The organism is Corallococcus sp. M7 (assembly GCF_054512695.1).
The window spans coordinates 2,171,854-2,195,716 of the sequence record NZ_CM137252.1 but is presented as its reverse complement, the minus strand read 5'-3'; the positions used below and the strand labels follow the sequence as shown (position 1 = coordinate 2,195,716).

Genomic DNA, 23,863 nt, shown 5'->3' with positions numbered 1-23,863 from the left:
TCCTGACGCCACGGCGCTGTTCCCCCCACTGAGAAATTGGAGCGCGTGATGAAACACCTTCTCTTGAGCATGTTCGGGTTCGCGGGAGTTGTCGGCGCCGCGGGTCTCCCCTCCGTCGCCGCGGCCCAGGTTCCGTCCCCCTCCTGGGTGGCCCAGCTCGGCGCCAATCTGGATGAGCAGGCCAACGCCGTGGCCGTGTCGGGCGCGAGCGTCTACGTGGTGGGTCAGACGACCAGCCAGCTCGGCGCCGACCCGAAGGTTGGGGGCCAGGACGCGTTCATTGCCCGGTACGACACCGCCGGCAACCTCCAGTGGGTCCACCAGCTGGGCACCCCCGGGGCGGACCGCGCCACCGCCGTGGCCACCGACGCGGACGGCAACGCCTACGTCGCTGGCGTCACCTTCGGCGGCTTCGATTTCTATTCCAATGCGGGCGGCTTCGACTTCTTCATCGCCAAGTACGACGCCGCCGGCAACCGGCTGTGGTTGCGTCAGAACGGCACGCAGATGGATGACTTCGCCACCGGCATCGCCGTGGGCGCGGACGACACCCTCTACTTCACGGGTTACACCGGCGGCAGCTTCGCCAACGGCGGCAACCCCGGCAACTACGACATCATCGCCGGGCTCTATGACACGGCGGGCAACCCGTACTGGCTCCAGCAGTACGTCAGCCCCATGAGCGACATGGCACGCGGCATCGCCGTCACACCGGGCCATGAGGTCTACATCGTCGGGAACACCTACGGCAGCCTCGACGGCACCACCACGCCGGTGAGCAGCGACATCTTCCTGCTCAAGCTCAACATCCTCGGCGTCCAGCAGTGGGTCCGGCAGGTGGACGCGGGCGACCTGGATGACGCCAAGGGCGTCGCCGTGGGCCCTGACGGCGGCGTCTACATCGCTGGCGAGACGTTCGGCGGCCTGGACGGCAACACCAACAACGGCACCATCGACGTGCTGCTCGCCCGCTACGACAGCGCCGGCAACCGCGACTGGAGCCGCATGCTCGGAGGCGGGCAGCCTGACTACGCGTTCGGTGTCGCCGTCAGCCCTGACAACGTCGTGCAGGTGGTCGGCTACACCGCCGGGCTCGACGGCATCCCGTCCGCGGGCGCCGCCGATGCCTTCCTCACCCGCTACGACGCGCTCGGCACGAAGCTGGGCTCCCGGCTCCTGGGCACCTCGCGCCAGGACATCGCCCGCGGCGTGGCCGTGGACGCCGCCGGCAATGCCTATGTCGCCGGACAGACCGGCGGAGGCCTGGGCGGCAATGTCAACGCTGGCGGCAACGACGCCTTCCTCGCCCGCTTCTGAACAAGGCGCCTGACGAAACCCCGGCAGGGCCCCATGCGTTTCCGGGCCCTGCCTCAAGCCGCGCGTGACTAACGCCGGTGGCGGGCGATGAGCGCGTTCGCCGCCTCCGGCCTGGCCTGGCACTCGAGCAGCGCGCGGAGCATCAGCGGGACGACGATGGTGGCGTCCGACTCGATGACGAACATCGGCGTCGTCTCCGTCAGCTTGTCCCAGGTGATCTTCTCGTTGGGCGTGGCGCCCGAGTACGAGCCGTAGGACGTCGTCGAGTCGCTGATCTGGCAGAAGTAGGCCCACGGCTTCACGGGCTTCTGCAGGTCGTACTTCGTCGACGGCACGACGCAGATGGGGAAGTCACCGGCGATGCCGCCGCCAATCTGGAAGAAGCCCACGCCCTGGCCCGCGGACAGCTCCTCGTAGCGGTCGTAGAAGTCGGCCATGTACTCGATGCCGGACTTGACGATGCTCGCCTTGCAGTCGCCCGTCTTCACGTAGGACGCGAAGATGTTCCCGAACGTCGAGTCCTCGTAGCCTGGAACGACGATGGGCAGCTTGCGCTTCGCGGCCTCCAGCAGCCAGCAGGCCTCCGGGTCACCCTCGTACACAGAGGGCTCCAGCAGCGTGATGGTCTCGTAGAAGTACTCGTGCCAGAAGCGCCGCTCGCCCTTCTCCGTCGCACGCTTCCACATGGGGACGACGATCTTCTCCACCGCGCGGAACGCCTCGTCCTCGGGGATGCTCGTGTCGGTGACCCGGCGCATCCGCTGATCCAGGATGCGCGTGTCATCCTGCTTGGTCATGTAGCGGTACTCGGGGAAGTCCTTGTACGCGTGGTGCGCGACGAGCCGGAAGAGCGACTCCTCCAGGTTGGCGCCCGTCACGGACAGGCCGTGAATCAGGCCCGAGCGGATGGCGGGCGCGAGCGTGATGCCGAGCTGCGCGGACGACATCGCGCCCGCGACGCTCCAGAACATCCGGCCGCCGCTCGACACATGCTCCCAGTAGGACAGGAGCGCGTCGCGCGTCGCGCGGGCGTTGAAGTTCTTGTAGTTCGTGAGGATGAACTCGAGGACGGGCAGTTCGGACGGGGACATGCGGAGCCTCCAGAGACAACGGGGTCATGACCCGGGAGGCGCCAGCCGGCGAATGCCACCCGAGGACACCCTACGGTCGCGACGAAACGTCGCACCGCCATCGGAGCGTCAAGTGGCTGGCCCAGGGGTACCACGCCGGGGGGCGCGCGGCTACGGCTTCGACACGGGCGTGGCCAGGCGGCTCGCCATGTACCGCGCGGGCGACGTTCCGAGCGCCTTGCGGAACATGGTCACGAAGCTGCTCGCGCTCTCGTAGCCCAGGTCCAGCGCCACGTTCTGCACGGCCGCGCCCCGGGAGAGCTTCTGGATGGCGAGGATGATGTGGAGCTGCTGGCGCCAGCGGCCGAAGCTCAAGCCCGTCTCCTCGACGAGCACGCGGTTCAACGTGCGCTCGCTGACGCCGATCCGCTTCGCCCACGTCTTCGTCGTCACGCCAATCGCAGGCTCGGCGGCCATCGCGTCCACCAGACGCCGGAGCCGGGGATCGCCCGGCATCGGCAGGCGGTGCTTCTCGATGGAGACCGTCGCGAGCTCGTCGAGGAGCACCGTCACCAGACGCGCGTCCGGCCCCTTGAGGTCATAGAGCGTGGGACGCGTCGCCAGGCGCAGCAGGAGTTCACGGAAGAGCGGCGTCACCGACACCGCGCAGCAATCCTTCGGGAGGTTCGGCGCCGCGCGCGGCTTGAGGAAGACGCTGTAGCCTTCGAGCGGCGCGCGAGCCCGGATCCGATGCGTCACGGACCCGGGAATCCAGAGCGCGGATTGCGGCGGGACGATCCAGAGCGCGTTCGACGCTTCGCAAAGCATCTCTCCGCGCACCAGGTACATGAGCTGTGATTCGCGGTGCGCGTGGGGTTGGCTCTCGGCCTCGCCGCTCGCCATGCGGATCCCGATCGCGTTCACGGGCCGCTCGACCGTGGTCTTCAGGCGTCCACGCGAGTCGAGCACGAACCGGCCGCCGAGCGACTCGTGCGGCGACACCGCGCCAGGAGGCCCGTTCGCCACCTGGACGTCTCCGCCAAACGTCCAGCTCGCCGGATCCACGGGCCTTGGCGCCTTCGATTTCCGCCGCTTCGCAGCCATGACCGTTTTGATAAACAAGTTGTCCAGGTTGCGCAATGCGGCCAGGGGCGCGGCTCACTAGGGTCTCCCGCATGCCATCGCCTTCCACCGCGCCGTCAGGCGCCGTCGAGTCCGTCTTCCATGCTTGGGATCCCCTGGCCATCCTGCCCGACGAACGGGTGCGCGCCGTGCTGCGCCGCCTCCACGGCGAGGCGGACCGCCAGGTTCCGGGCGTCCTCCTCCACCTCCTGCCACGGCTGCCGCGGATGCTCCTTGGCCGCCCCATCGACAAGCCGGGCACGGAGCACACCTTCGCTGACAAGTACCTCTCGATCGAGCGCGCCCAGGGCGCCTTCTGCTACCTGACGGCGCGGGCGCTCCGAGCCACGACCGTCGTCGAGTTCGGCACGTCCTTTGGCGTCTCGACGCTGTGGCTGGCGGCGGCGGTGCGCGACAACGGCGGCGGCCGCGTCATTGGCACCGAGCTCGTGCCGGAGAAGGCGCGGCGCGCGCAGGCGCACCTGGAGGAGGCAGGGCTCGCATCCTTCGTGGAGATTCGCGTGGGTGACGCGACGCGGACGCTGCGGGAGGGCCTGGGTGAAGTGGACTTCATGCTCAACGACGGGTTCCCCCTGCGGGCGCTCGACGTGCTCAAGCTCGTCGCCCCGGCCATGCGTCCGGGCGCCGTGGTGGTGACCGACAACGTCGGTGTCTTCAAGGCGGACTATCGCGACTACGTCGACTGGGTGCGGAACCCGCGCCACGGCTTCGCGTCGATGACCGTCCCCTTCCGCTCGGGCACCGAGTACTCGGTCCGGCAGGCGGCGCGAGCGGACTGACAATTCTTCGCAGACCGCCGAAGCGCGTCATTCATTGCACCCATCAAAATACATCCATACTCAACCACTCAAACCAGACGTTTGCGTCTTGGATTGCGGGACACACTGGGAGTACCATCCCAGACGCCTCTCAACCCAAGGAGCATCAGATGCTGCGGACGCTTGTTTCCGGAGTTGCCCTGAGTTTTGCCTTCGTGGTGGGAATGGCTGTTTCCACTCAGCTTGCCCCGAGCGAGGTCGTGGCGAACGACGAGGCCGTGCTCGTCTCGAGCGGCCCCAGCAGCGCGGTTCCGGACGAGACCACGGACGAGCCCTCGCGCTTGCTCGGGTGCTGCACGGGGGATGGCCAGTTCTGCATCAACACGGCGGCATGTCAGGCCCGCGGGGCGGGCACCTGCGGCGCGCCCTGTAACTAGCCTTCTGTCGCCGCACCGGACCTGAAGCAGGCGCTGGACGCGCGTACGTCCAGCGCCTGAAGTCGTGCCGCGCGGGCATCATCCATCGCGCCAGGAAGCCGGGCGTTCCGGAAACAGCCCCGTTCCTCCCGGCACCGAAAGGCCCGCGGCAGCCCAGGCAGGAGGACTTCGCGGACTCGCTTCCGCTGTCGCTCAACGACTTCCCCGAGGAGTGCGCCAGGCTTGGCGGCCCCTACTGGAGCCTTGCCGCCGCGGCGCTGCTGATGGTCATTCTGACGCTTCCCTTCGAACTGACTGCCTTCAAGGCCATCTCGGGCCTGCTCCTGGCCACGTTCCTGCTGAACGCCCTTCGGTTCTGGCTACAGACTCGCAGGCTCGTGCGTTGGGGAACGCCCGCGGTGGGAACCATCCTCAAGTTCCGTGAGCGATGGTTCCAGCCGCGTAACGGCTCAATGGGGGAAGGCACGGCCCTACTTCGAGGTCGACTCCAGACAATGGGTCGTGGTGGATCCCCACGCCCCCGGGAACGCCCGGATCTTCTGGATGAACCTGGGGCTGGTGATCCGCCCCCCGTGAGGTGGGGCGATCTCGAACCGGACGTTGAGCGTGCCGTCCGCCCGGCGTAGCGGATTCGTTCCGGCGGACGCCCCAGGCGTACCGCCGCCCTCCGCGCCCCAGGTCCCCAGCACCGCGCTCGAACGAACAGGGGGAGCGCAACCCACGAGGGGACCCATGACGACACCCGGGAGGAACACCCGGACGGGGGGATGCCCCCCGCGCGTTACTCCTTGCCGAAGGCCCTGGCGAAGAGCCTCTCGATGCCCGACTTCTCGGGCTCGATGGCGATGGCAGGCGCCGGCACGGCCATGGCGTTGCCGAGAGCCGGGCGCAGACCCGAGGCGATGCCCGGCTTGATGTGGTGACGCAGGTCGACCGCCACGTCCGACTTCACGTGGGTGCCCACGCCCATGGCCGTGTTCACGTCCGCGGAGTGCTTGAGGAAGCCATTCTCGATGCCGAACTTGCCGCCCGCCTGGGCCGACGCGCCCGCCACCGCGCCGGCGGTGACCGAGCCGTGCACCCGGCCCACGTGCCCGCCCGCCGTGCCGTACACGCCCGCCGTGGCGCCCGCGCCCACCTGACCGGAGACCATCGCCGTGGCCGTCTTCGGGTCGATGGTGGCCACGCCCTCGGCGTAGGCGGAGGCGCCGGCCTTCGCCTCACCCTTCACGTAGCCGCCCACGTGCCGGTTGAAGTCGTGGTTCGCGCTCGCCGTGACGCCCACGCCCGTCTCCGCCTTGGCCGTCAGCGCGGCGGTGTAGGCGTGCGAGTTCGTGTCGGCCGACACACCAGCCTGGGCCTGCGCCTTGAAGCTGTTGGCCTCGCCGGTGACCTGCGCGCTCGACACGCCCATCCGGCCCGCGTGCGACTTCTGCCACCCGTAGGAGGCGTTGGGGCCCTGCACCTCGGCCTGCGCCGAGTAGTGGTGCACGCCACCGCCGCTGTGGCTGGTGGTGGAGGCCTGCATGGAGCCCACGTTGCCGCTCAGCCGGCCACCGCCGAAGGTGTCCTTCTCGAAGGGCCTGCCCGGCTTGTCGAGGAGCATGTTCTGCTTCGCGCCCGCGGGCGCCGTGAGCTTGTTGTCACCACCGCTCACCGCCACGTCCGAGGCGCCCGAGGTCAGCTCCCAGGGGCTGTAGGAGGGCTGACCCTCGGGAGCACCCGCGTGCTTCGGCGGCGTCGCCGTGTTCGCGGTGGGCGTCGTCGCCGTGGGCTTCGTGGCCGCCGCCGTGTTCGCGGGAGTCGTCACCGCGGGAGTCGTCACCGCGGGAGTCGTCGCCGTGGGCTTCGTGGCCGTCGTCGAGGTGGGGAGCGTCGAAGCGCGCGGCGGCGGCTTGGGCTGGGACACCGTGGAGGAGGTCGGGAGGGTGGAGGTGCGGGGCAGGGACGAACCGATGCGACGGGCCATGGCGGGAACCTCGGGAGTGCTTCGAAGGGGGAGCAGTACAGCGATGCACTCCCCTACTGCACCCGGCATGCCGGACCCTGGCCGAACGGCGTGGCCCGTGATTCCAAGGGGTTGGCGGACGCGACGTCCCAAGAGGAGCCCCGGAGCTGGTGACTGCCGTCACCAGGGCCCGAACAGCGGTCATCACCCGCGCTTCGCGTACCGGGCCCCGCCACTTTTGAAGAGGCGCGGCAAAGCCAGCTCAATCCCTACCACGTCCGTTGGTACAGCCCTTGTATTGACCAGACATCGGGGGGCGCGGACGCAAGGGTTTGGGCGCACGCGAACCCAGACGCGGTAGCCAAAGGTAGAGGAGAGGGAAATGTCGGGGAAGAAGATGTGGCGGCGGATGCGCACGGGCGCGGGATGGCTGGCGGGAATGATGCTCTTGACCCATTGCGGCGGAGCAGAAGAGCGGGTGAAGGACGGACAGCCGCTGTCCGGGGACACGGGACAACAGACAGCGGAGCTGGACGCGTGCGAAGCGGTGGTGCAGTTGGAGAACCTCCGGGTGGTGGCGACGGAGGACACCTACGCCGCCGCGACCGACCCCACGGCCACCCATGGCGAGTTCGACAGGCTCGTCGTGGACGCCAATCCCCAGACAGAGGGCTTCCTGAAGTTCAACGTCCCCCATGCGCTGCTTCAGGGCGGCGTCATCGTCCGGGCGAAGCTCCAGCTGAATGCCGTGGACGGCAGCTCCGACGGTCCGGCGCTCTACCAGACGGGGACGGAGTGGAGTGAGGCGTCGCTGAACTGGAACAACCGTCCGGGCCATGCGTCAGGCCTCTTCCTGGGCGACCAGGGCAGCATCATCACCCACCAGCTCGTCGAGTACGACGTGACGCCGGTGGTGACGGAGCCGGGCACGTTCGGCTTCGTGCTGGTGCCCACGAGCGGCGATGGCACGGACTTCCGCTCCTTGGAGTCCAGTGGGACGACCCTCGTGCCGCGGCTGGACCTCACCGTGGCGAAGAGCGTCTGCACGCGCAGGGGCACGGGCGGAGACGTCGCTTGGACGTGGACGCGCGGCGGCGAAGGCACCCAGTCGCTCGATGCCGCGTCGGAAGGCATGGACGCGGCCCCCGACGGCAGCTTCGTGACGCTGGCGTCCTATAGTGGGCAGGGCAACTTCGGCGGACAGACCTTCACCGGCGCGAACAGGTTCGTCATCGCGAAGTACGCCGCGGATGGCTCGCATCAGTGGTCGCGGGCCTATGTCCCCTTCGAGCCTGACGTGCGCCTCCACGCGCAGGGCATCACCCTCACCCCGCTGGGGAACATCCTCGTGGTGGGCAATTACAACGGTGCGCCGGACCTGGGCGCGGGCCCCCTGCCGCCGGTGGAGGACGAGGACGATGTGGGCCTCTTCATCGCCAAGTACTCGCCCAATGGCGACTTCGTGTGGGCCCGCGGCTTCGCCCCCACGGGCAGCGCCCAGCTGTCCCAGCGCTACGTCAACGCCAGCCGGGTGACCAGCGACGCCAACGGCAGCCTCATCGTCACCGGCGGCTTCGTGGGCGAGCTGAACCTGGGCGGTGACACGTTCATCTCCGGGACGACCGACGCCCAGGAGGGCCTGTTCCTCGCGAAGTTCTCGTGGGAGGGCAATCCCCTGTGGTCCCTGGCGGTCCCCGCGGGCACCAGCGACCCGTATTACGACGGCGTCCACGCGGACGCGGTCGTGACGGACGCGAACGGCCGCGTCTTCATCACCGGCGTCGCGGGCACGGGCCGCATGGGTGCCACGGCTCCGTCCACGCCCTTCATCGCCGCCTACAGCCCGGCGGGCGCGCTCCTCTGGTCCCGGGCCTTCAATGGCGCGACGGGCTGGCTGGAATCCCTCTCGCTCATGCCCGACGGGAACCTCGCCTTCGCCGGCGCCTTCTCCGGCGTCTTCAGCTTCGCGGGGAACACGCTCACCAGCGAGCCCGCCAACAGCGGGCCGTCGTCGGATGCGCTCCTCGGGGCGGTGTCGGCCTCGGGCGGCGAACTCTGGGTCCGGAAGTATGGCACCGAGAAGGATGAGGCCTTCGGAGACATCGGCGTCGACAGCGCCGGCAACATCACCGTCCGCGCGACGTCCAATGGCCTGCTCGACCTGGGCGGAGGACAACTGGGGCACCCGGCCGAGGGCCGCCGCTTCGTGGCCCGCTTCAGCGCCTCGGGCGCGCACCTCTGGTCGCGGGTGATGGACCCCGACCTGACCGTGACGGAGATGGAGGTCCTGCCGGATGGGAGCACGCTGCTGGAAGGCGCCTTCCGCGACCCGGTGACGCTCGGCGCCCAGGAGTACCTCGCGCCCGGCGGTGAGTCCGAGCTGCTCTTCCTGCGCCTTACGCCGTAGCGCCTCCAGCGAAGCACTGCCCCGTCCCGGCCCTGCATGAGGCCGGGCCGGGGCGCTTGCCGCCCGGCGCGAGCGCGGCGGAAGCTGCCTGGCCATGATCGACCCACGCTTTCCCGCCAGGCTTCTGGAAGACCTGGCCCAGCGGCGCAGCACCGAGGGGCCGCGCACGCGCCTCAACATCGACCCGCACGGAGATGAGAGCGAAGAGCTGCCCGCCGCCCTGGTTCCCTTCGCCAGGGATGGAGGCGGCGGGGTCTGGTACCTCGACGTCGAGGACGCCCTGAAGAAGGGCGTGGGGGCCATCTTCTACCTCCACATGAGCGAGACGTATGGCGATACCCGCTACATCGCGGCCTCCTACGACGAGCTCCTGCAACGCGTCGCGGAGGGGCTGCGACCGGGTGACATGCCCTCGTTCGATCAGCTCGCGTCGCGGCAGGCGCCCAAGAACGTGCGCGTGCCGGGCATCGAAGGCCTGGTGGACGTCGAGCATGTCCACGCGAGCACCGGCGGCTTCGGCGTCGTGACCGTGCATGACAACGCGCGCTGCGAGGGAGGCTTCGTGGCGCGGGCGGGCACGTCCGTCCACATCACCGGCGAGGGTCGCATCCACTACGTCACCCTGGCCGAACGCGCGGTCGTGGATGGCATCGCGTGCGCCGAGGGAACGGTTCTCTCTCTCCATCCGCGGACGGGACGCCCGCTGAGGTTCACACCGGCGGAGCCCCTGGTCGTCGACGGCCTCCCGCTGGCCCCCTTCCACGAGGTCACGGTCGAGGATCCCATCTACTCCCCTGGAGTGAGCGGCATGCTGGCCCGCGACCACGACGTGGACGGGTTCCCCCTGGCCGGCGGCACACGGGTGGTCCTGCTCCGGGGGAAGCTCAGCAGCGGCACGCTGCGCGCGGATGCGAACGTCGCGGGGACCGTGCTTCCCGCGGGCACCCGGTTCGAGCTCGTGGCCGGGCAGCTCTTCCATCCCCGCCCGCCCGCGGCGTGACAGCCGCGGGCGGCGGGCCCCACTCAAGCGGCCTGCGAGCTCAAGCGGTGGTCCTTCATGAGCCTGTTCCGGCCCAGGTAGCGCTGGAAGGCCCCCAGCACCGCGTCCGGGTCCTGCACCTTGCTCAAGCAGATGGAGTGCCGGCCCAGGAAGCGCCCCTCCCCGGTGACCTCCAGGTCCAGGTACTTCTTGAACAGGCGCTCGGAGGTGGTGGCGTTGGCGATCCGCTCGAACTCGATGGGCTGCTCCCACTCCGAGCAGCGCACCTGCGCGTAGTCCATCTGCACTTCGTATCCGGCCTCCTTGCCCTCGAAGACGAGCGCCGGGAAGAACTTCTCCACGTGCTGCCGCTCCTCGTCCGTGGACGGCTCGTAACGGCACGCGAGCGCGAAGTCGTGGGCCTGGGAGAAGCGCGCCTCGTAGACGCCCCACAGCCGCGCCTCGATGGCCTCCGCGTCCACGAAGGCCTCCGCCCACGAGGACTGCACGGGCTCCAGCAGCACCTGCGCCATGTCCGCGGGCTTCAGGTGGACGCCCACGTTCTCCATGCGCGCGCCCAGCGGCGGGTGTGAGTCGAACGGATGGGGCGTCACGGCGCCCTGCAGGTCGTCGTGCACCGCCTCGGACTGGGCGTACTCGGAGAAGCCGTGCGCGACCCGCTGCGAGATGGCCACCGTCTGGTGCTGCTGGTCCTGGGCGAAGAGCTTCGCCTCCACGCGGTCCCGGAAGCTCGAGTACGCGCCCACCTTCACCAGCGAGCGGGCGATGTCCTGCCCCGACGTGACACCCGCCGCCAGCCGGTCCGCCGCGAGCTCACTGGCGCGGCGGCTGCGGCCCAGGGACAGCTCGAACAGGGCGCGGTAGGCCGCCATGAAATAGAAGATGGGGCGCGTGATGCCGCCCTCGTACAGCGTCTCCAGGTAGTGGCCGAAGTGCGAGAGCATGGGCGACAGCCGCTTGCCGTGCCCCGTGTCGCCGCCCAGGAGGTGCCCCATCTCGTGCGCCAGGACGGCCTCCGCCTCGGAGCGCTCCAGCAGGCGCAGCAGGGACAGGCTCACGAAGAGCGTGCGGCCGGAGAGGACCTTCCCGTCCACGCGCACGTCGTTCTCGGTGACGAAGAAGTTGGTGTCGATGCCCGCGAGGATGTGGTCGGGCGGCTGGGTCTGGAGCCGCTCGCACAGCCGGCGCACGCAGGCCCACAGCTCCGGGGCACGCGCCTCGGGCACCTCCTCCGCCTCCACGTCGAAGTTCATGGGCGGGCGGCTGAAGATGGCCACCACCACCAGGAAGATGGCCCCCGCCGCCAGCAGGCCCATGATGCCGATGAGCTTCGGGTAGTAACGATTGGCCCAGAGGGCGGTCACCCAGTAGGAGAGCCACACGACGAGCACGCCCTGCCCCACCACCTGGAGCGCGCTGGTGATGCGCAGCACGTGCCAGCCCACCACGAAGCTGCCGTACTGGAAGGGACGCGAGATGAACGCGGCCAGGCCACACAGGAGCGCGACCACCGCGGAGCCCAGCCCGAGCGCCAGCAGGGCCCAGGAGACCAGGTACGCCCACCCGAACTGCTTCACGTCCGAGCAGCCCTCGCCCAGCCCGTTGCGGTAGCTCGCCAGCTCCTCGCCTTCGCTCTGACAGGCCGCCGACGCGGGGACCTCGCGATAGAACGCGAGCGCCTCCTGACGATCGGCGTCGCTCAACGTCGTGTCCCGTCCAATCTGCTTCTCGATGACTTCGAGCACCTGCGCGTCGAAGCTGTCGGAGGCATGACCGGCGAACCAGAGCCCGAACAGCGGCAGGGGGAAGAGCAGCAGCGCGGGCAACACGAGGCTGCGGACGAAACCAGGGGATTTCCGAGAAGAGGCCATGGGGATTGGTGAGACAGCATAGCGCGCCGCGCGCGCCGCCCCATCCCCCCGCCCTCCAGGCTCCCGGACGGAGTAGAACGGAGGGATGTCCAGCCTCCGCCCCTATCGCGACGTGGCCGACCTCGAAGCCATGGAGCGCCTCGTGGCGCGGGCCTGGGCGGAGCGCGGGCCCCACGTGGAGTGCGCGGTGGGGGACCTGACCTGGCGGCTGCTGCGCAATGCCCAGGTGCGGCCACGGGAAGACATCGCCCTGTGGGAGCCCGGGCACGGGCAGCTCGCCGGCTTCGCGTGGGCCTACGGCAACGGCGACGTGGACCTGCTCGTGCATCCCCTCACGCACGCGGACGCCTTCGTGCAGGACGTGCTGCCCTGGGTGCGCGCACGCCACGGGAGCACCTCGAAGCCGGCCACCCTGTGGGCGCTGGAGAGCAACGGCCCGCTGCTCGCGGCGTTGCAGCGGTCGGGCTGCCTGCGCACCCCGGGTGGGTGCTACCTGCATCTGGAGCAGCCGCTCCACGGCTTGCCGCCCCCGCCGCCGCCGCTGCCCGCGGGCTACCGGGTGCGCGCGGTGCGAGGCCCCGAGGAGGTGGAAGCGCGCGCCCTCGTCCACCGGCGCGGCTTCGGCACCGAGCGGATGACGACGGAGGTGTATGCGCGGCTCATGGAGGCGCCGCGCTACCAGCCGGCGTTGGACCTCGTCGCCGAGGCCCCCGACGGCAGCCTCGCGGCCTGCGCGCTGGGTTGGTACGACGCGCTCAACGCCGTGGGCGAGTTCGAACCGGCCGCGTGTGCCCCGGAGCACCGGCGACGCGGGCTCGTGCGCGCGCTCCTGCACGAGGGGCTGGGACGCATGCACGGGATGGGCGCCAGGCGCGCCATCGTGTACGCCTTCGAGGACAACCCGGCGTCCGTCGCCCTCTATCAGTCCGCCGGCTTCACCGTGGTGGACCGCAACCTCGGCCACGCCTCCGCGAAATAGCCCCCACCGGGAGTTCGTTCTTCCGTAAGGAGAGCAACCGACCTTCGAGCGGGAGCAGCCCCCCATGAGCCACCGGCCCTTCCCTTCTCTTCACCTGTGGCGGATGCGGGCACTCTCGCTCGCGGTGATGGGCGCCGCGGCCAGCCTCACCGCCTGCGCCACACCGTCCGCGCTCGCGGTGTCTCCGTCCGGGGTGCCGGCGTTCAGCGAAGACATGCTGACGCCCGAGTTCTGGATCCGCCGCGCGCCGTCTCCCGATGCCGTGCTGCTCGATGCCGGGCAGGTGGCGGCGAAGCGCCTGCGCGCGTTCGGTCCGGAGGGCGGCTTGGTTGACCTGAAGGGCATCCCCGCCACGCTGACGCGGGCCCAGGTCACCGAGTGGGTCAGGACCGCGCAGCAGACGCCCATCCAGGCAGCCATCGACGAGCAGGGCCAACCGGTGACGGAGGCGATGCTCGACGGGCTTCGCCAGAACGCCGCGGCCGGGCACATCCCGGAGACCACCGCCGCGCGCTACGGCCTCAGCGTGCGGCGCACGCACCTGCGGGCGCTGCCGTCCAGCCGGCGATTCTTCGCTTCGGCGGACCTGCGCGACTACGAAAGCCTCCAGGCCGGCGTCCTGTTCCCGGGTGAGCCGGTCGTCATCGTGCATCAGAGCGCGGACCAGCAATGGCTGTTCGTCCAGACGACGCAGGGCCCCGCGTGGGTCCAGCGCGGAGACATCGCGGAAGGCACGGCGGACGCGGTGTTCTCCTACGTGGCGAAGGCGCCCGGGCGCGTCGTCACGGGTGACCAGGTGCGCACGGTCTTCACGCCGGAAGCGCCGGGGGTGTCCGAGCTCGAGCTCGACATGGGGGTCTCGCTGCCACGGGCCGACGTGGCACCCGGCGAGCCCGTCAACGGCGCCAGCAGCTATGCCTCGTGGCCGGTGCGGTTGCCGGTGCGCGAAGAGGATGGCTCCCTGGCCTTCAAGAGCACCCTGCTCCGCCGGACCGCCGACACCGCGCCGGGCTATCTGCCGCTGACGCGCGCCAACATCCTCCGCCAGTCCTTCAAGTTCCTCGGCGAGCGCTACGGCTGGGGGCACCAGTTCAATGCGCGCGATTGCAGCGGGCTGACCAGCGAGGTGTACCGAAGCATGGGGCTGGTGCTGCCGCCCAACTCCGGGATGCAGGGCAAGAGCGCGGCGCTGAACCACCGCCTCTTCACGGCGCAGGACTCGCACGCCGAGCGGGTGCGCGCGCTGGAGCAGGCGGAGGTGGGCGACCTCGTCGTCGTCCCGGGACATGTCCTGATGATCATCGGCCACGTGAACGGCGAGCCCTACGTCATCCAGGATGTCCCCTACGCCGTGTTCAAGGACCCGGCCACGCAGCAGATCCGCAAGACGAAGCTCAATCAGGTGTCGGTCACCCCGCTGCTGCCCCTGTACGCCGACGACACGACCCTGTACGTGGACGCGATGACGAGCCTCGTCCACGTCACGCGGCCCTAGACCCAGTCGGCCGAGCGCGCCCCCGTGCGCCTCGCGCTGCTCAGTCCGGACGGGCCCACGGGCACCTACTCGGACGACGCGGGCGTCATCCCCTGGTGACGCGGACCGCTACAGGGGGCGCAGGGAGGCCCGGTCGATCTCGACGGAGTCCTCCTCGTCCTGGCTGGGCGAGGCTTCGTTGGCGCGGAAGCGCTTCCCGTCGGGCGTGACCAGGAACCACGAGGTGGCGACCGCCGGGTCGTCCGCGGGAGGCGAGACGAGGAGCTCCTCGCCGAGCAGGGCCGCGACCCGGGTGGCCACGTCCACCGACGTGAGCCCCGAGGGCTCTTGGATGCGGGAGCCATCGACGTAGAGGGTCACATCCGTGCGGAACCCCTTGGACCGGAGCGCAGTCTCGACGAGCACCGCCGCATCCGAGGGGCCGTCCACGTCGAAGCGCGCCACACCTTCGGGAGGCAGACCGAGCGCGCGGCCGATGCTGTCGAAGAGGCGCCCGTCCTCCACGGCTCCCCGCGCGATGAATCCGACCACCTGTCTTTCCGGCTGCATGGCTCTCCCTCTCAACCCGCGATGTGCGCCTTGAGCGCGGCCTTCCTGTCGCCCGGGGGCGTGCCCATCTTGTCCAGGATCTCCTTCGCGCGCGGGGTGTCGTCGAACTTGTTGTAGACCCCCAATGCCTTGAAGGCCGAGCGGTTCAGCTCATGGAACCCGGTGCCACGGATGGGATACAGCGTACCATTGTCATGGGCTCCGTAGGTCCGCCCGTTGAGCGTCCAGGTCACAGCCCCTGAATCGCTGCCCTTCTTCGCCTTGCCGTCGTTGATGTCCTTCACGTCCCGGCTGACATCGACCCGCGACTCGATGACGGTGTTCTTGTCCTTGGCGACGGAGGACTGGTCGACCTTGCGGATGTAGTGCCGGTCCGCGGGCTTGGACGTGGGCTTCGAGGGCTTCTCCGCCCAGGCGGGCGGCCCGATGAGCAGGACACCCAGCGCCATCAGCACGGTGGCCAGGGTCAACGGGATGAAAGGCTTCCGGACAGCGGGACGAAGCATCGGATGCGCTCCTACGCAGGGTGATGCGGCCGTCCGGGAAGCCTCTCACAGTTACTTCGGAGTTGGCTTGCGCCTGGCGCGCGAGGCCTTCGGCTTGTTGCTCTTGCTCTCCAGGTTGAGCACCACCGCGGCGCGGATGAGCGCCTTGAAGGCTGTCTCGTTGATCTTGTCGCCTTCGTGGATGTCGATGGCGCGCCGGGCGTTCCCGTCGAGGCTGGAGTTGAAGAGCCCGGCCGGGTCCGGCAACGCCGCGCCCTTCAGGAACGTCAGCTTCACGGCGGCCTTGTACGACTCCCCCGTGCAGATGATGCCGTCATGGGACCAGACGGGGGTCCCCATCCACTTCCACTCCTCGACGACCTCGGGGTCCGCCGCGTGGATGAGCGCGCGCACCTTCGCGAGCGTCTTCCCACGCCAGTCCCCCAGGTCCTGGATCCGCTGGTCGATCAACGCGGACGCGGACTCCGTCGCGACGGTCTTCTTCATGCCCGTCCCGCCTGGAGCCGGCGCCAGGAGACATACGAGAGCACCCAGAGCACGCTGGTGAACGCCGCGAAGGCCCACGCCTCCGGGCCGTCTCCCACCGCGAAGTGGGCGATGAGCGCCGAGACGAGATTGATGGCGAAGCCCGCGTAGGCCCACTCCTTGAGCCGCCACGGCACCGGTGCGACCAGCACCAGCAATCCGAGGACCTTGGCCCACGCCAGCTCCACGCGGAAGTAGCCGGGGAAGCCCAGGCGGGTGAACCCGTCCGCCGCATCCCGCAGGTTCAACTGCGCGTAGGCGGTGAAGCCCATCTCCAGGCAGAAGAGCGCGGTGGCGATCCAGAAGGTGATGGTGACGGCTTTGGGGGACGTCCTGGCGGCGACGAGCGCCGGCTGAGGCAGGGTCGATTCCATGGTGTGCTCCTTCACTGCTGGGGTTTGCTCGCCTTCCAGGTGGGGCTCTGGACCCCGAACTGCTCCGCGTACTCGGAGTTCAAGCGCTGCCAGTCGTACTGCATCGCATCCGGCCCCACGATGCGGCCCAGCGGGTCGCCCGAGAGGAGCTGGTCGAGCACGTCGAAGCAGATGTGCCAGCCCGCGGCGCCCCACGAGATGAAGCCACGGTCGATGTTGTGCCAGAGCGTGAGCCGGGTGCCGTTGGTGCCCGCCGGTTCCAGCTCCCAGCGCAGGTCCTGCTGCCCCCAGCTGTACTCGAGCAGCTTCGGCGCTTCCGCCCGCTTCACGGTGGTCTCGGCGACCATCGGCGTCGGCGCTCCGACCGTGGAGAGCTTCACCGGTCCCACGCTGGCCATGTTCCGGTCCGCGTCGAACGGCGCCCACTGGGCCAGGTGCGTGGGGTCGGTCAACGCCTGCCACACCTTCGCGGGGGGATGACGCAGGTCCCGGACGAGGACGAGCGTCCACTTCTCGCCTTCCTTCTGGACCCGGGCTCCGGCCGCGGGGCCGGGCGTGTACTTCGCACGGTGGCTCATCGTTTCTTTCCCTTCTTGGGTTCGGGTTCGGGTTCGAGGTCCATCTGGTCGAGATGGCGTTCGAGCGCGTCCACGTGGGCCGTCCAGAAGCGCCGGAATGGCGCGAGCCACTCATCGACCTCCATGAGCGGCTCCGGCCGGATGCGGTAGACGCGCCGCTGGGCATCGATGCGCGACTCCACGAAGCCGGCGTCGCGCAGAACGCGCAGGTGCTTGGACACCGACGTCTGGGGCATCCGCAGCTGATGCTCGATTTCGCCGACGGAGTGCTCCGACGCCGCCAGCAGGCTCAGGATGGCCCGGCGGTTCGGCTCCGCGATGATCGCGAACGATGATTCCATGGGCCGTATATACCCATCGGGTCATATGCCTGTCAATTCATATGACGCCTATTGGGGAGCAGGCGTGCGGTCGTGGCCCCGCCGCTCACCGCGCCTCGGCGCCGCTCACCGAGCGCCGGCGCCGCTCGCGGAATGCTTCCGGTGACATGGTGGAAAAACGGCCAGGGTCACGACCTCCCCTCACGGAGGACTCCATGTCCCTGGCTCCCCTCACCTCGATGCTGATCACCACCTGGCTGCTGGCCACGCCCGGTGACGACGTGGCGGCCATCCGCTCGGTGGTGGCCGACTATACGGAGGGCGTGAAGTCCGGCGACGGCGCCCGGCTCCAGCGCGCCTTCCATCCGGAGGCGAAGCTCCTCTCCGTGGGGCCGGATGGGGCGCTGGCCACCTGGCCCGGCCAGGACTACATCCAGGGCGCGGTGAAGCGTCCCCTCAAGGAGCGCGAGGACCGGGTGCTCCAGGTGGACGTCTTCGGCGATGCCGCGGTCGCCAAGGTGGCCGTGCGCACGCCCAAGGCGGACTTCGTCGACTACATCTCCCTGCTCAAGCTGGGCGGGAGGTGGGCCATCGTGAGCAAGGTGTACCACCGCGCGCTCCGCGCGGAGACCCGGCCCGCGGGCCCTCTCACGGGTCGCACCGTGGCGCTGCTGCTCACCCATGGCTTCAACCTGCCGGAGATGACCGGGACCCGGCGCGCGCTGGAGGAGGCCGGCGCCCGGGTGGAGCTGGTGGCCCCCACCGCGGGCAGCGTGCGCGCGGAGGTGTCCGCGGGACAGGTGAGCGAGTTCCCGGTGGACCGGGCGCTGTCCGACGCGCGCCCGGACGCGTATCACGCCCTCTACCTGCCGGGCGGCACGCACAGCGCGGACGCCCTGCGCCTCGTCCCCGGCGCGGTGACCTTCGTGCAGGACTTCCTGCGCGCGAAGAAGCCGGTGGCCGCCATCTGTCACGGGCTGTGGCTGCTCGCGGACGCGGGCGGGGTGAAGGGCCGGCGCGTGACGTCCTTCCCTTCCCTGCGGCGAGACCTCCAGAATGCCGGGGCCACCTGGGTGGACGAGGCGGTGGTGGAGGATGGCCTGCTCGTCACCAGCCGCCAGCCCGCGGATCTACCCGCCTTCAACTCGCGGGTGGTGGCGCGCTTCGCCCAGACGCCTTCGCCCTGACCTGGACCATGACGGACACCCGCCGCCTCTTCTGGAAGCTGAACCTCGCCGGGTGGCTGGGGTACGGCGTGGTCACCTACACCACCTACGCGCCCGTGCTCGCGGGGATGACGGTGGAGCGGCGCAACGCCATGCTCGTCTTCAAGGCGCTGCGCATGGGGCTGGGCTTCGCCCTGAGCCTGGGACTGCACCGCGCCTGCCGCCGCGTCCGCGCAAGCCCCCTGCCCCCGTGGGGACAAGCGCTGCTGTTGTTCGCCGTCTGCTGGGGACTGGGCGCCGTGTGGTGGCTGCTGCTGCGCGCGGCCTCCTCGCCCTTCTTCCCGGAGCGCACCGTGCTGGACTGGACGTGGGTGCCGCACGGCGGGCTGGACCTGGGCTGGGTGTTCGGCGGGTGGTGCAGCGTCTACTACGGCGTGAAGTCCTGGCAGGAGAAGCAGGCCGGCGAACGGGCCCGGCTGGAGACCCGGGCGCTGGCCCACGAGGCGCGGCTCCAGGCGCTGCGCTACCAGCTCAACCCGCACTTCCTCTTCAACGCGCTCAACTCCCTGCGCGCCACCATCGCCGAGGACACCGGCCGCGCCCAGACGATGGTGACGCAGCTGGCGGAGCTGCTGCGGAGCACGCTCACCGGCCCCCAGCAGGCGCTGGTTCCCCTGGAGCAGGAGCTGGAGGGCATCCACAACTACCTGGCCCTGGAGAAGGTGCGCTTCGAGGAGCGGCTCCAGGTGGACTGGGCGGTGTCGCCCGCCGCCGCGCAGGCCCTGCTGCCCGCCCTCACGGTGCAGCCCCTGGTGGAGAACGCGCTCAAGCACGGGGCCCGGCGCGGCGCGGTCCTGCACGTGGCCCTCCGGGCGACGCTGGAGGCGGACGAGCTGTGCCTCGAAGTGGCCAACACCGGCACCCTGCGACGCGCGGCGGACGCGCACGCGGGGCCCGACTCCCTGGGCATCGGGCTGCGCAACGTGCGGGAGCGGCTGGCGGTGCTCCTCCCCGGCCGCCATGCCTTCCACCTGGAGGAACACGACGGCTGGGTGCGTGCCACACTGCGGCTGAAGGTGTCCCATGGAACGACGACTCTCGGCGCTGCTGGTGGATGACGAACGGCTGGCGCGCGTGGAGCTGCGCAGGCTGCTTGCGGCCCACCCCGACGTGGAGGTGGTGGGCGAAGCGGAAGACGTCCCCGGCGCCACCCGCGTGCTGCGGGCCCGCCGTCCGGAGGTGGTGTTCCTGGACATCCACCTGGCGGAGGCCTCCGGCTTCGAGCTGCTCGACGAGGAGCTGGGCGAGACGGCGGTGGTCTTCGTCACCGCGCTGGACGCGCACGCGGTGCGGGCCTTCGAGGTGAACGCGCTCGACTATCTGCTCAAGCCCGTCTCGCCGGCACGGCTGGCGCGCACCCTGGAGCGGCTGCGCTCCTCCCTGGCCGGGCAGCGCCCCTCCGGGGAGCGCAGGCTCACCCTCGAAGACCGGGTGCTCGTCCAGGAGGGCGCGCGCACCGAGCTGGTGCGGGTGAGCGACGTCCGCTGCATCCGCGCGGAGGACGACTACTCCCGCCTGGTACTCACCGATGGGCGGGAGCTGCTGGTGCACGAGTCGCTCAAGCGCTGGGAGTCGAGACTGCCCCCGCGCCACTTCGTCCGCGTCCACCGCTCCACCGTCGTCAACCTCGAGCACGTGGAGCGCATGGAGCGCGAGGACAACGACACCTTCCGCCTCCACCTGCGAGGACTCGACGCCCCCCTCACCATGAGCCGGCGCTACGCCGTGCGGGTGAAGGAGCTGCTGGCGTAGTCAGACGGCGTCGCGCCAGAGCCGGCGGAAGACGAGCGCGTGGCCGAACAGCGCCGAGCCCACCAGGACCGCGGGCAGCCACACGAACGGCGCGAAGAGGATCCACGTATTGAGCTGGGAAGGAGCGCCGCCGAACCGCGCGAGGAACGGCGTGCTGGCGATGGCGATGCCCAGGATGCCCAGCAGCAGCACGCTGCCGAGGACGTTCCAGGCCAGCACGACCGGGCGGGGCACGTTGCCCGCGCGCAGCCAGAGCGCCAGCGGCAGCGCGGTCGCCCCTGTCAGGATGTCGTGGTTCCAGCCGGTGACGCCATTCACGGATCCGAAGGTCATCTGCGCGGGCATGACACCTTCGAGCGCGGCCTGGTGCATCACCAACTCCAGCGGGAGGCGGAAGGCCTGGAGTCCGACGAGGAGCCAGAGCGGGGTCAGTTGGCTCATGCGCTTCGCGGTGCCCGTTCGCAGCAGAAGCACCACCGCCACGACGAGCGCGGGCGGCAGGAGCGCGGACGGCGGCGGTCGCGGATCCAGGCGGGCCAGGACTCCGCTGGACGCGAGCGCCCACCAGCCTCCCGCCCAGACAAGCAGGGCCACCGTGAAGCCCACGACTCCACGTGGACCGTCCGGCGGAGTTCGGCCGTAGCGCGAAGCCAGCGTGGCCCATGTGGCCAGCAAGAGCAGGGACAACCCCGCGATCCCAACGGAGACGAGAGCGGACGCGTGAGGCTCGGGAGCCGTCATGGGTAGGACGCTATCGCAATGGGCTCACCCCGCCACGGCCCTGCGCACCGCGGGGCGTTGCGAGTGGCGCCTGACGTACGCCACCAGTCCCGGATGCCCGCCGAGCAGCATCAGCGTGTTCGCGAGGTGGAGGATGGAAGCCATTACCACATCGGCGGCGGTGAAGGACTCCCCCACGAGGAACTCACGGCCGCCGAGTCCCCCCTGGATGAGGTCGAGCGCCGCCGTGAGCCGGGCCCTGAGCTTCGCGACGTCCCCTTCCGGGACTTCGCGCGTTCCCGGCGGCTGTGCGTCCCGGTAGAACTCCATCACCACGGGGTCGAGGCTCAACTCGGCGAAGGCCATCCAGCCGTAATAGGCCCCGCGCTCCGCGCTCCCCACCGGCGGCGCCAGGTGCTTCTCCGGGAACCGGTCGGCCAGGTGCAGACAGATGGCCAGGGACTCGAGCAGCGTGACGTCCCCATCCACCAGGGCGGGGAGGTCCCCCAGCGGATGCACCGCCAGGTACTCGGGGGTGACGGTGTCCTGCTGGACCAGCTCGTAGGGCACGCCGAGTTCCTCCAGCAGCCAGCGGGGACGGACCGCTCGGGTCCTGGGGGCGAAGTAGAGCTTCATGGGTGGCACTCCTGAACGTTGCGTGAGGCCTCACCATGCGGCCGCCGGAGTGCCCGGACAATGCGGCCCCGGACGAACTCATTGTCAGGCTAGGCTTGACGCCCATGATTCCACCGGCCGACATGGTCCTCTTCGCGACGGTCGTCCGCGAGGAGAGCTTCACCCGCGCGGCGCTCAAGCTCGGAATCACCAAGCAGACCGTCAGTGAGCGCATCCGCCATCTGGAGGAGCGGCTGGGCGTGCGGCTCCTCGAACGGACCACGCGGCGCCTGCGCGTGACAGGGGCCGGCGTCGTGTACTCCGAGCGCTGCGCCGCCATCGCCGCGCTCATCGACGAAGCGAACAGCGAGGTGCAACGGGGGCAGGCGGATCCCACCGGGCTGCTGCGGGTCTCCTCGCCGGTGCTCTATGGCCGCCGCTACCTCACCCCCGTCATCGCGAAGTACCTCGACCGCTATCCCCAGGCGCAGGTGGAGCTGGTGCTGGCGGACCGCCGTCCCCACCTCATCGAAGAGGGGCTGGATGTCGCCATCCACATCGGTCCGCTCGACGACTCATCGCTCGTGGCCCGGAAGCTGGGCGAGGGCGCGAACCACTTCGTCGCGAGCCCCCGCTACCTCGCGAAGCACGGCACCCCGAGCGCCAGGGAGCTCCGCACCGCGCGCTGCATTGGCTACAGCGCGTTCGACACCTGGATGGCCGAGGGGGTGAAGACCCGGATCGACCCGGTCCTGACGGTGAATGACCTGGAGCTCGCGTGCGAGGCGGCCATCGCCGGGGTGGGCATCGCGCTCGTCCCGGACATCCTCTGCCGGGAGGCCGTGCGTGACGGCCGGCTGAGAATCCTCTTCGGCCCCAAGCCCGCGATGCTGCGGCCCATCCACGCCGTCTATCCCAGCCGGCTGAACCTTCCGCCCAAGGTCCGGCTCTTCGTGGATGTATTGGCCGCACAGATGGAGCCGGCGACACCGAAGGCCCGCGGACGAAAGCGGAAGTGAGGCTCACCGGGGCGCGGCCATGAAGAGCTCCCCCAACTGCGCGGCCTGCTCCTCCGCGAAGTCCGCGTACGTGTTGCCCAGCAGGGCCACGACGAGCTGGGAGTCCGGGAAGAGCATCAGCATCGCGCGTCCCCCCTCGATGGCGCCCCGGTGGTGGAGGATGCGCCGCCCCTGCGCGGAGACGCCGATGCGCCAGCCGAGGCCCACGCCCGTCTCCTTGCCGGACTTGAGCTTCTGCGAGGTGAAGAGGAGGGCCAGCGTCTCCTTGCGCAGGAAGCCGGGCTGGAGGTGCGCGGAGCCGAAGAGGACCAGGTCCTCGGCGGTGGAGAGGAAGCCGCCGCCGGGCCACTTGTAGCTGTTGTCCACGTGGGCGGCGTGCCGGTGGCCGCCCTCCGGGCCGTTCGCATAGAAGCGCGTGCGGTTCGGAATCAGCTGGTGGGGATGGTCCGCCCCGGTGTGGCGCATGCCCAGCGGTTCGAAGACGGCGCGCTGCATGTAGCGCAGGAACTCCTCGTGCGCGGCGCCCTCCACCACGGCGCCCACCAGGTTGAAGCCATAGCTGGAGTAGGCGTAGGCCGTGCCGGGCTCGGACAGCAGCGGGTCGTCCTGGAAGAGGCCCAGGGCCTGGGTGAGGCTGCTGAAGTGCCTCGCCTCCTGGAAGATGACTTCATCCCGGTCCAGGTAGTGACGGATGCCCGCCAGGTGCCCGGTGAGCTGGCGCGTGGTGATGGGCCAGGGCTTCACGGGGAAGGACGGCACGTACTTCTGGATGGGGGCATCCAGGTTCAGTCTCCCCTCCTCCACCAGCCGGGCCACGGCGGCGGCGGTGAGGACCTTGGACACGCTGCCCACACGGAAGCGGGTCAGCGGCGTGACGGGGATGCCCTGCTCCAGGTCCGCGTAGCCAAAGCCTTCCGACCAGAGGACCTGCCCGCGATGCGCGACGGCCACGGAGAGGCCCGGCAACTGGAAGTCCTTGAGCAGCTTCTGGGCGAAGGCCCGCGCCTGCTGGACCTGCGCGTCGTGGCGTGAAGAGGCAGGCGGGAGCGGATACGACGCGTTCGGCGCGGCGCTCGCGGGGGCCACCGCGAACAGCATGCCCAGGACGAGGGCGGACAACCTCAGGATGGATGACGCGGACATGGAGTGCCTCCGTGGGGTGGACGGACGGCACCGTGCCCGCGCGCATGGCCCGAGGGAAAAGTGTTCAGCCAGCGGGCACGGCCTCGCGGCGAACCGGTCCGCCCGTGCGGC

The 23,863-nt window shown here is 70.0% G+C and carries 24 protein-coding genes; 11 read left to right on the top strand and 13 right to left on the bottom strand.

Translation table 11 applies throughout. From position 1 onward, the window contains the following. Positions 1 to 48 precede the first annotated feature (48 nt). Positions 49 to 1,317: an SBBP repeat-containing protein gene (locus ACX114_RS09215; protein WP_459296756.1), complete on the top strand. Its 1,269-nt coding sequence runs from the start codon at positions 49 to 51 to the stop codon at positions 1,315 to 1,317. A 68-nt stretch (positions 1,318 to 1,385) separates the two neighbouring features. Here the strand turns inward: ACX114_RS09215 and ACX114_RS09210 are convergent, their stop codons facing one another. Together ACX114_RS09210 and ACX114_RS09205 are read right to left on the bottom strand one after the other, a co-directional pair. Next, positions 1,386 to 2,408 (bottom strand): deoxyhypusine synthase family protein, encoded by a 1,023-nt coding sequence (locus tag ACX114_RS09210; RefSeq protein WP_459296754.1) that lies wholly within the window; start codon positions 2,406 to 2,408, stop codon positions 1,386 to 1,388. Between the two features lie 150 nt (positions 2,409 to 2,558). Beyond that, positions 2,559 to 3,452 (bottom strand): AraC family transcriptional regulator, encoded by an 894-nt coding sequence (locus tag ACX114_RS09205; protein WP_459296752.1) that lies wholly within the window; start codon positions 3,450 to 3,452, stop codon positions 2,559 to 2,561. A gap of 110 nt (positions 3,453 to 3,562) precedes the next feature. Here ACX114_RS09205 and ACX114_RS09200 point away from each other — a divergent pair, with 110 nt between their 5' ends. Both ACX114_RS09200 and ACX114_RS09195 read left to right on the top strand, forming a co-directional pair. Beyond that, the gene (locus tag ACX114_RS09200) at positions 3,563 to 4,309 is read left to right on the top strand and encodes an O-methyltransferase (RefSeq protein WP_459296750.1); all 747 of its coding nucleotides are present in this window, start codon (positions 3,563 to 3,565) and stop codon (positions 4,307 to 4,309) included. A gap of 203 nt (positions 4,310 to 4,512) precedes the next feature. Beyond that, positions 4,513 to 4,725: a hypothetical protein gene (locus ACX114_RS09195; protein ID WP_459296748.1), complete on the top strand. Its 213-nt coding sequence runs from the start codon at positions 4,513 to 4,515 to the stop codon at positions 4,723 to 4,725. Positions 4,726 to 5,506: 781 nt separating this feature from the next. Here the strand turns inward: ACX114_RS09195 and ACX114_RS09190 are convergent. Then, complete coding sequence (locus tag ACX114_RS09190) at positions 5,507 to 6,694, bottom strand: hypothetical protein (RefSeq protein ID WP_459296746.1); 1,188 nt, start codon at positions 6,692 to 6,694, stop codon at positions 5,507 to 5,509. Positions 6,695 to 7,055: 361 nt separating this feature from the next. On the opposite strand from ACX114_RS09190, the gene ACX114_RS09185 reads away from it, so the two are divergent. Together ACX114_RS09185 and ACX114_RS09180 are read left to right on the top strand one after the other, a co-directional pair. Next, positions 7,056 to 9,080 (top strand): CBM96 family carbohydrate-binding protein, encoded by a 2,025-nt coding sequence (locus ACX114_RS09185; RefSeq protein ID WP_459296744.1) that lies wholly within the window; start codon positions 7,056 to 7,058, stop codon positions 9,078 to 9,080. A 94-nt stretch (positions 9,081 to 9,174) separates the two neighbouring features. Further along, the gene (locus ACX114_RS09180) at positions 9,175 to 10,080 is read left to right on the top strand and encodes an SMI1/KNR4 family protein (RefSeq protein WP_459296742.1); all 906 of its coding nucleotides are present in this window, start codon (positions 9,175 to 9,177) and stop codon (positions 10,078 to 10,080) included. Positions 10,081 to 10,103: 23 nt separating this feature from the next. On the opposite strand, the gene ACX114_RS09175 is transcribed toward ACX114_RS09180, so the two are convergent. Continuing rightward, the gene (locus tag ACX114_RS09175; protein WP_459296740.1) at positions 10,104 to 11,951 is read right to left on the bottom strand and encodes a M48 family metallopeptidase; all 1,848 of its coding nucleotides are present in this window, start codon (positions 11,949 to 11,951) and stop codon (positions 10,104 to 10,106) included. An 85-nt stretch (positions 11,952 to 12,036) separates the two neighbouring features. On the opposite strand from ACX114_RS09175, the gene ACX114_RS09170 reads away from it, so the two are divergent. Both ACX114_RS09170 and ACX114_RS09165 read left to right on the top strand, forming a co-directional pair. Then, a complete protein-coding gene (locus ACX114_RS09170; protein WP_459296738.1) occupies positions 12,037 to 12,930 on the top strand; it encodes a GNAT family N-acetyltransferase in 894 nt (297 codons plus the stop codon). Between the two features lie 64 nt (positions 12,931 to 12,994). Beyond that, on the top strand, positions 12,995 to 14,425 hold the full coding sequence (locus ACX114_RS09165) for an SH3 domain-containing protein (RefSeq protein WP_459296736.1): 1,431 nt from the start codon (positions 12,995 to 12,997) through the stop codon (positions 14,423 to 14,425). 108 nt (positions 14,426 to 14,533) lie between these two features. Here ACX114_RS09165 and ACX114_RS09160 read toward each other — a convergent pair whose 3' ends face one another. The 6 genes from ACX114_RS09160 to ACX114_RS09135 are packed head-to-tail and all read right to left on the bottom strand — an operon-like array spanning position 14,534 to position 17,298. Further along, complete coding sequence (locus ACX114_RS09160) at positions 14,534 to 14,974, bottom strand: hypothetical protein (RefSeq protein ID WP_459296734.1); 441 nt, start codon at positions 14,972 to 14,974, stop codon at positions 14,534 to 14,536. An 11-nt stretch (positions 14,975 to 14,985) separates the two neighbouring features. Beyond that, entirely contained in the window at positions 14,986 to 15,480 is a 495-nt protein-coding gene (locus tag ACX114_RS09155) for a hypothetical protein (RefSeq protein ID WP_459296732.1), read from the bottom strand. Positions 15,481 to 15,531: 51 nt separating this feature from the next. Then, positions 15,532 to 15,966 (bottom strand): DUF1801 domain-containing protein, encoded by a 435-nt coding sequence (locus tag ACX114_RS09150; RefSeq protein ID WP_459296730.1) that lies wholly within the window; start codon positions 15,964 to 15,966, stop codon positions 15,532 to 15,534. Continuing rightward, on the bottom strand, positions 15,963 to 16,379 hold the full coding sequence (locus ACX114_RS09145; protein WP_459296728.1) for a DoxX family protein: 417 nt from the start codon (positions 16,377 to 16,379) through the stop codon (positions 15,963 to 15,965). Before ACX114_RS09145 ends, ACX114_RS09150 begins: the two co-directional genes overlap by 4 nt. An 11-nt stretch (positions 16,380 to 16,390) precedes the next feature. Further along, on the bottom strand, positions 16,391 to 16,957 hold the full coding sequence (locus ACX114_RS09140) for an SRPBCC family protein (protein WP_459296726.1): 567 nt from the start codon (positions 16,955 to 16,957) through the stop codon (positions 16,391 to 16,393). Next, positions 16,954 to 17,298, bottom strand: coding sequence for an ArsR/SmtB family transcription factor (locus tag ACX114_RS09135; RefSeq protein ID WP_459296724.1), 345 nt, complete (start codon positions 17,296 to 17,298; stop codon positions 16,954 to 16,956). Before ACX114_RS09135 ends, ACX114_RS09140 begins: the two co-directional genes overlap by 4 nt. 194 nt (positions 17,299 to 17,492) lie before the next feature. Between ACX114_RS09135 and ACX114_RS09130 the strand changes: the two genes are divergently transcribed. From ACX114_RS09130 to ACX114_RS09120, 3 genes are read left to right on the top strand one after another with little or no spacing between them, the layout of a single operon-like run. Next, positions 17,493 to 18,464 (top strand): DJ-1/PfpI family protein, encoded by a 972-nt coding sequence (locus tag ACX114_RS09130; RefSeq protein ID WP_459296722.1) that lies wholly within the window; start codon positions 17,493 to 17,495, stop codon positions 18,462 to 18,464. Between the two features lie 8 nt (positions 18,465 to 18,472). Then, positions 18,473 to 19,561 (top strand): sensor histidine kinase, encoded by a 1,089-nt coding sequence (locus ACX114_RS09125; protein ID WP_459296720.1) that lies wholly within the window; start codon positions 18,473 to 18,475, stop codon positions 19,559 to 19,561. Beyond that, positions 19,527 to 20,255, top strand: a complete 729-nt coding sequence (locus tag ACX114_RS09120; RefSeq protein ID WP_459296718.1) for a LytR/AlgR family response regulator transcription factor — start codon at positions 19,527 to 19,529, stop codon at positions 20,253 to 20,255. Before ACX114_RS09125 ends, ACX114_RS09120 begins: the two co-directional genes overlap by 35 nt. On the opposite strand, the gene ACX114_RS09115 is transcribed toward ACX114_RS09120, so the two are convergent. Further along, a complete protein-coding gene (locus tag ACX114_RS09115; protein ID WP_459296716.1) occupies positions 20,256 to 20,942 on the bottom strand; it encodes a hypothetical protein in 687 nt (228 codons plus the stop codon). It lies immediately after the preceding gene. A 78-nt stretch (positions 20,943 to 21,020) separates the two neighbouring features. Further along, positions 21,021 to 21,611, bottom strand: a complete 591-nt coding sequence (locus ACX114_RS09110) for a glutathione S-transferase family protein (protein WP_459296714.1) — start codon at positions 21,609 to 21,611, stop codon at positions 21,021 to 21,023. A 104-nt stretch (positions 21,612 to 21,715) separates the two neighbouring features. On the opposite strand from ACX114_RS09110, the gene ACX114_RS09105 reads away from it, so the two are divergent. Next, a complete protein-coding gene (locus tag ACX114_RS09105) occupies positions 21,716 to 22,609 on the top strand; it encodes a LysR family transcriptional regulator (RefSeq protein WP_459296712.1) in 894 nt (297 codons plus the stop codon). Between the two features lie 3 nt (positions 22,610 to 22,612). On the opposite strand, the gene ACX114_RS09100 is transcribed toward ACX114_RS09105, so the two are convergent. Continuing rightward, entirely contained in the window at positions 22,613 to 23,752 is a 1,140-nt protein-coding gene (locus ACX114_RS09100; protein ID WP_459296710.1) for a serine hydrolase domain-containing protein, read from the bottom strand. Positions 23,753 to 23,863: the final 111 nt, after the last annotated feature.

Excerpts from the sequence above, each read along its gene's own strand:
- ACX114_RS09215 (WP_459296756.1), top strand. The coding sequence starts at position 49 with ATGAAACACCTTCTCTTGAGCATGTTCGGGTTCGCGGGAGTTGTCGGC.
- ACX114_RS09210 (WP_459296754.1), bottom strand. The coding sequence starts at position 2,408 with ATGTCCCCGTCCGAACTGCCCGTCCTCGAGTTCATCCTCACGAACTAC.
- ACX114_RS09200 (WP_459296750.1), top strand. The coding sequence starts at position 3,563 with ATGCCATCGCCTTCCACCGCGCCGTCAGGCGCCGTCGAGTCCGTCTTC.
- ACX114_RS09195 (WP_459296748.1), top strand. The coding sequence starts at position 4,513 with ATGGCTGTTTCCACTCAGCTTGCCCCGAGCGAGGTCGTGGCGAACGAC.
- ACX114_RS09190 (WP_459296746.1), bottom strand. The coding sequence starts at position 6,694 with ATGGCCCGTCGCATCGGTTCGTCCCTGCCCCGCACCTCCACCCTCCCG.
- ACX114_RS09185 (WP_459296744.1), top strand. The coding sequence starts at position 7,056 with ATGTCGGGGAAGAAGATGTGGCGGCGGATGCGCACGGGCGCGGGATGG.
- ACX114_RS09180 (WP_459296742.1), top strand. The coding sequence starts at position 9,175 with ATGATCGACCCACGCTTTCCCGCCAGGCTTCTGGAAGACCTGGCCCAG.
- ACX114_RS09175 (WP_459296740.1), bottom strand. The coding sequence starts at position 11,951 with ATGGCCTCTTCTCGGAAATCCCCTGGTTTCGTCCGCAGCCTCGTGTTG.
- ACX114_RS09170 (WP_459296738.1), top strand. The coding sequence starts at position 12,037 with ATGTCCAGCCTCCGCCCCTATCGCGACGTGGCCGACCTCGAAGCCATG.
- ACX114_RS09165 (WP_459296736.1), top strand. The coding sequence starts at position 12,995 with ATGAGCCACCGGCCCTTCCCTTCTCTTCACCTGTGGCGGATGCGGGCA.
- ACX114_RS09160 (WP_459296734.1), bottom strand. The coding sequence starts at position 14,974 with ATGCAGCCGGAAAGACAGGTGGTCGGATTCATCGCGCGGGGAGCCGTG.
- ACX114_RS09155 (WP_459296732.1), bottom strand. The coding sequence starts at position 15,480 with ATGCTTCGTCCCGCTGTCCGGAAGCCTTTCATCCCGTTGACCCTGGCC.
- ACX114_RS09150 (WP_459296730.1), bottom strand. The coding sequence starts at position 15,966 with ATGAAGAAGACCGTCGCGACGGAGTCCGCGTCCGCGTTGATCGACCAG.
- ACX114_RS09145 (WP_459296728.1), bottom strand. The coding sequence starts at position 16,379 with ATGGAATCGACCCTGCCTCAGCCGGCGCTCGTCGCCGCCAGGACGTCC.
- ACX114_RS09140 (WP_459296726.1), bottom strand. The coding sequence starts at position 16,957 with ATGAGCCACCGTGCGAAGTACACGCCCGGCCCCGCGGCCGGAGCCCGG.
- ACX114_RS09135 (WP_459296724.1), bottom strand. The coding sequence starts at position 17,298 with ATGGAATCATCGTTCGCGATCATCGCGGAGCCGAACCGCCGGGCCATC.
- ACX114_RS09130 (WP_459296722.1), top strand. The coding sequence starts at position 17,493 with ATGTCCCTGGCTCCCCTCACCTCGATGCTGATCACCACCTGGCTGCTG.
- ACX114_RS09125 (WP_459296720.1), top strand. The coding sequence starts at position 18,473 with ATGACGGACACCCGCCGCCTCTTCTGGAAGCTGAACCTCGCCGGGTGG.
- ACX114_RS09120 (WP_459296718.1), top strand. The coding sequence starts at position 19,527 with ATGGAACGACGACTCTCGGCGCTGCTGGTGGATGACGAACGGCTGGCG.
- ACX114_RS09110 (WP_459296714.1), bottom strand. The coding sequence starts at position 21,611 with ATGAAGCTCTACTTCGCCCCCAGGACCCGAGCGGTCCGTCCCCGCTGG.
- ACX114_RS09105 (WP_459296712.1), top strand. The coding sequence starts at position 21,716 with ATGATTCCACCGGCCGACATGGTCCTCTTCGCGACGGTCGTCCGCGAG.
- ACX114_RS09100 (WP_459296710.1), bottom strand. The coding sequence starts at position 23,752 with ATGTCCGCGTCATCCATCCTGAGGTTGTCCGCCCTCGTCCTGGGCATG.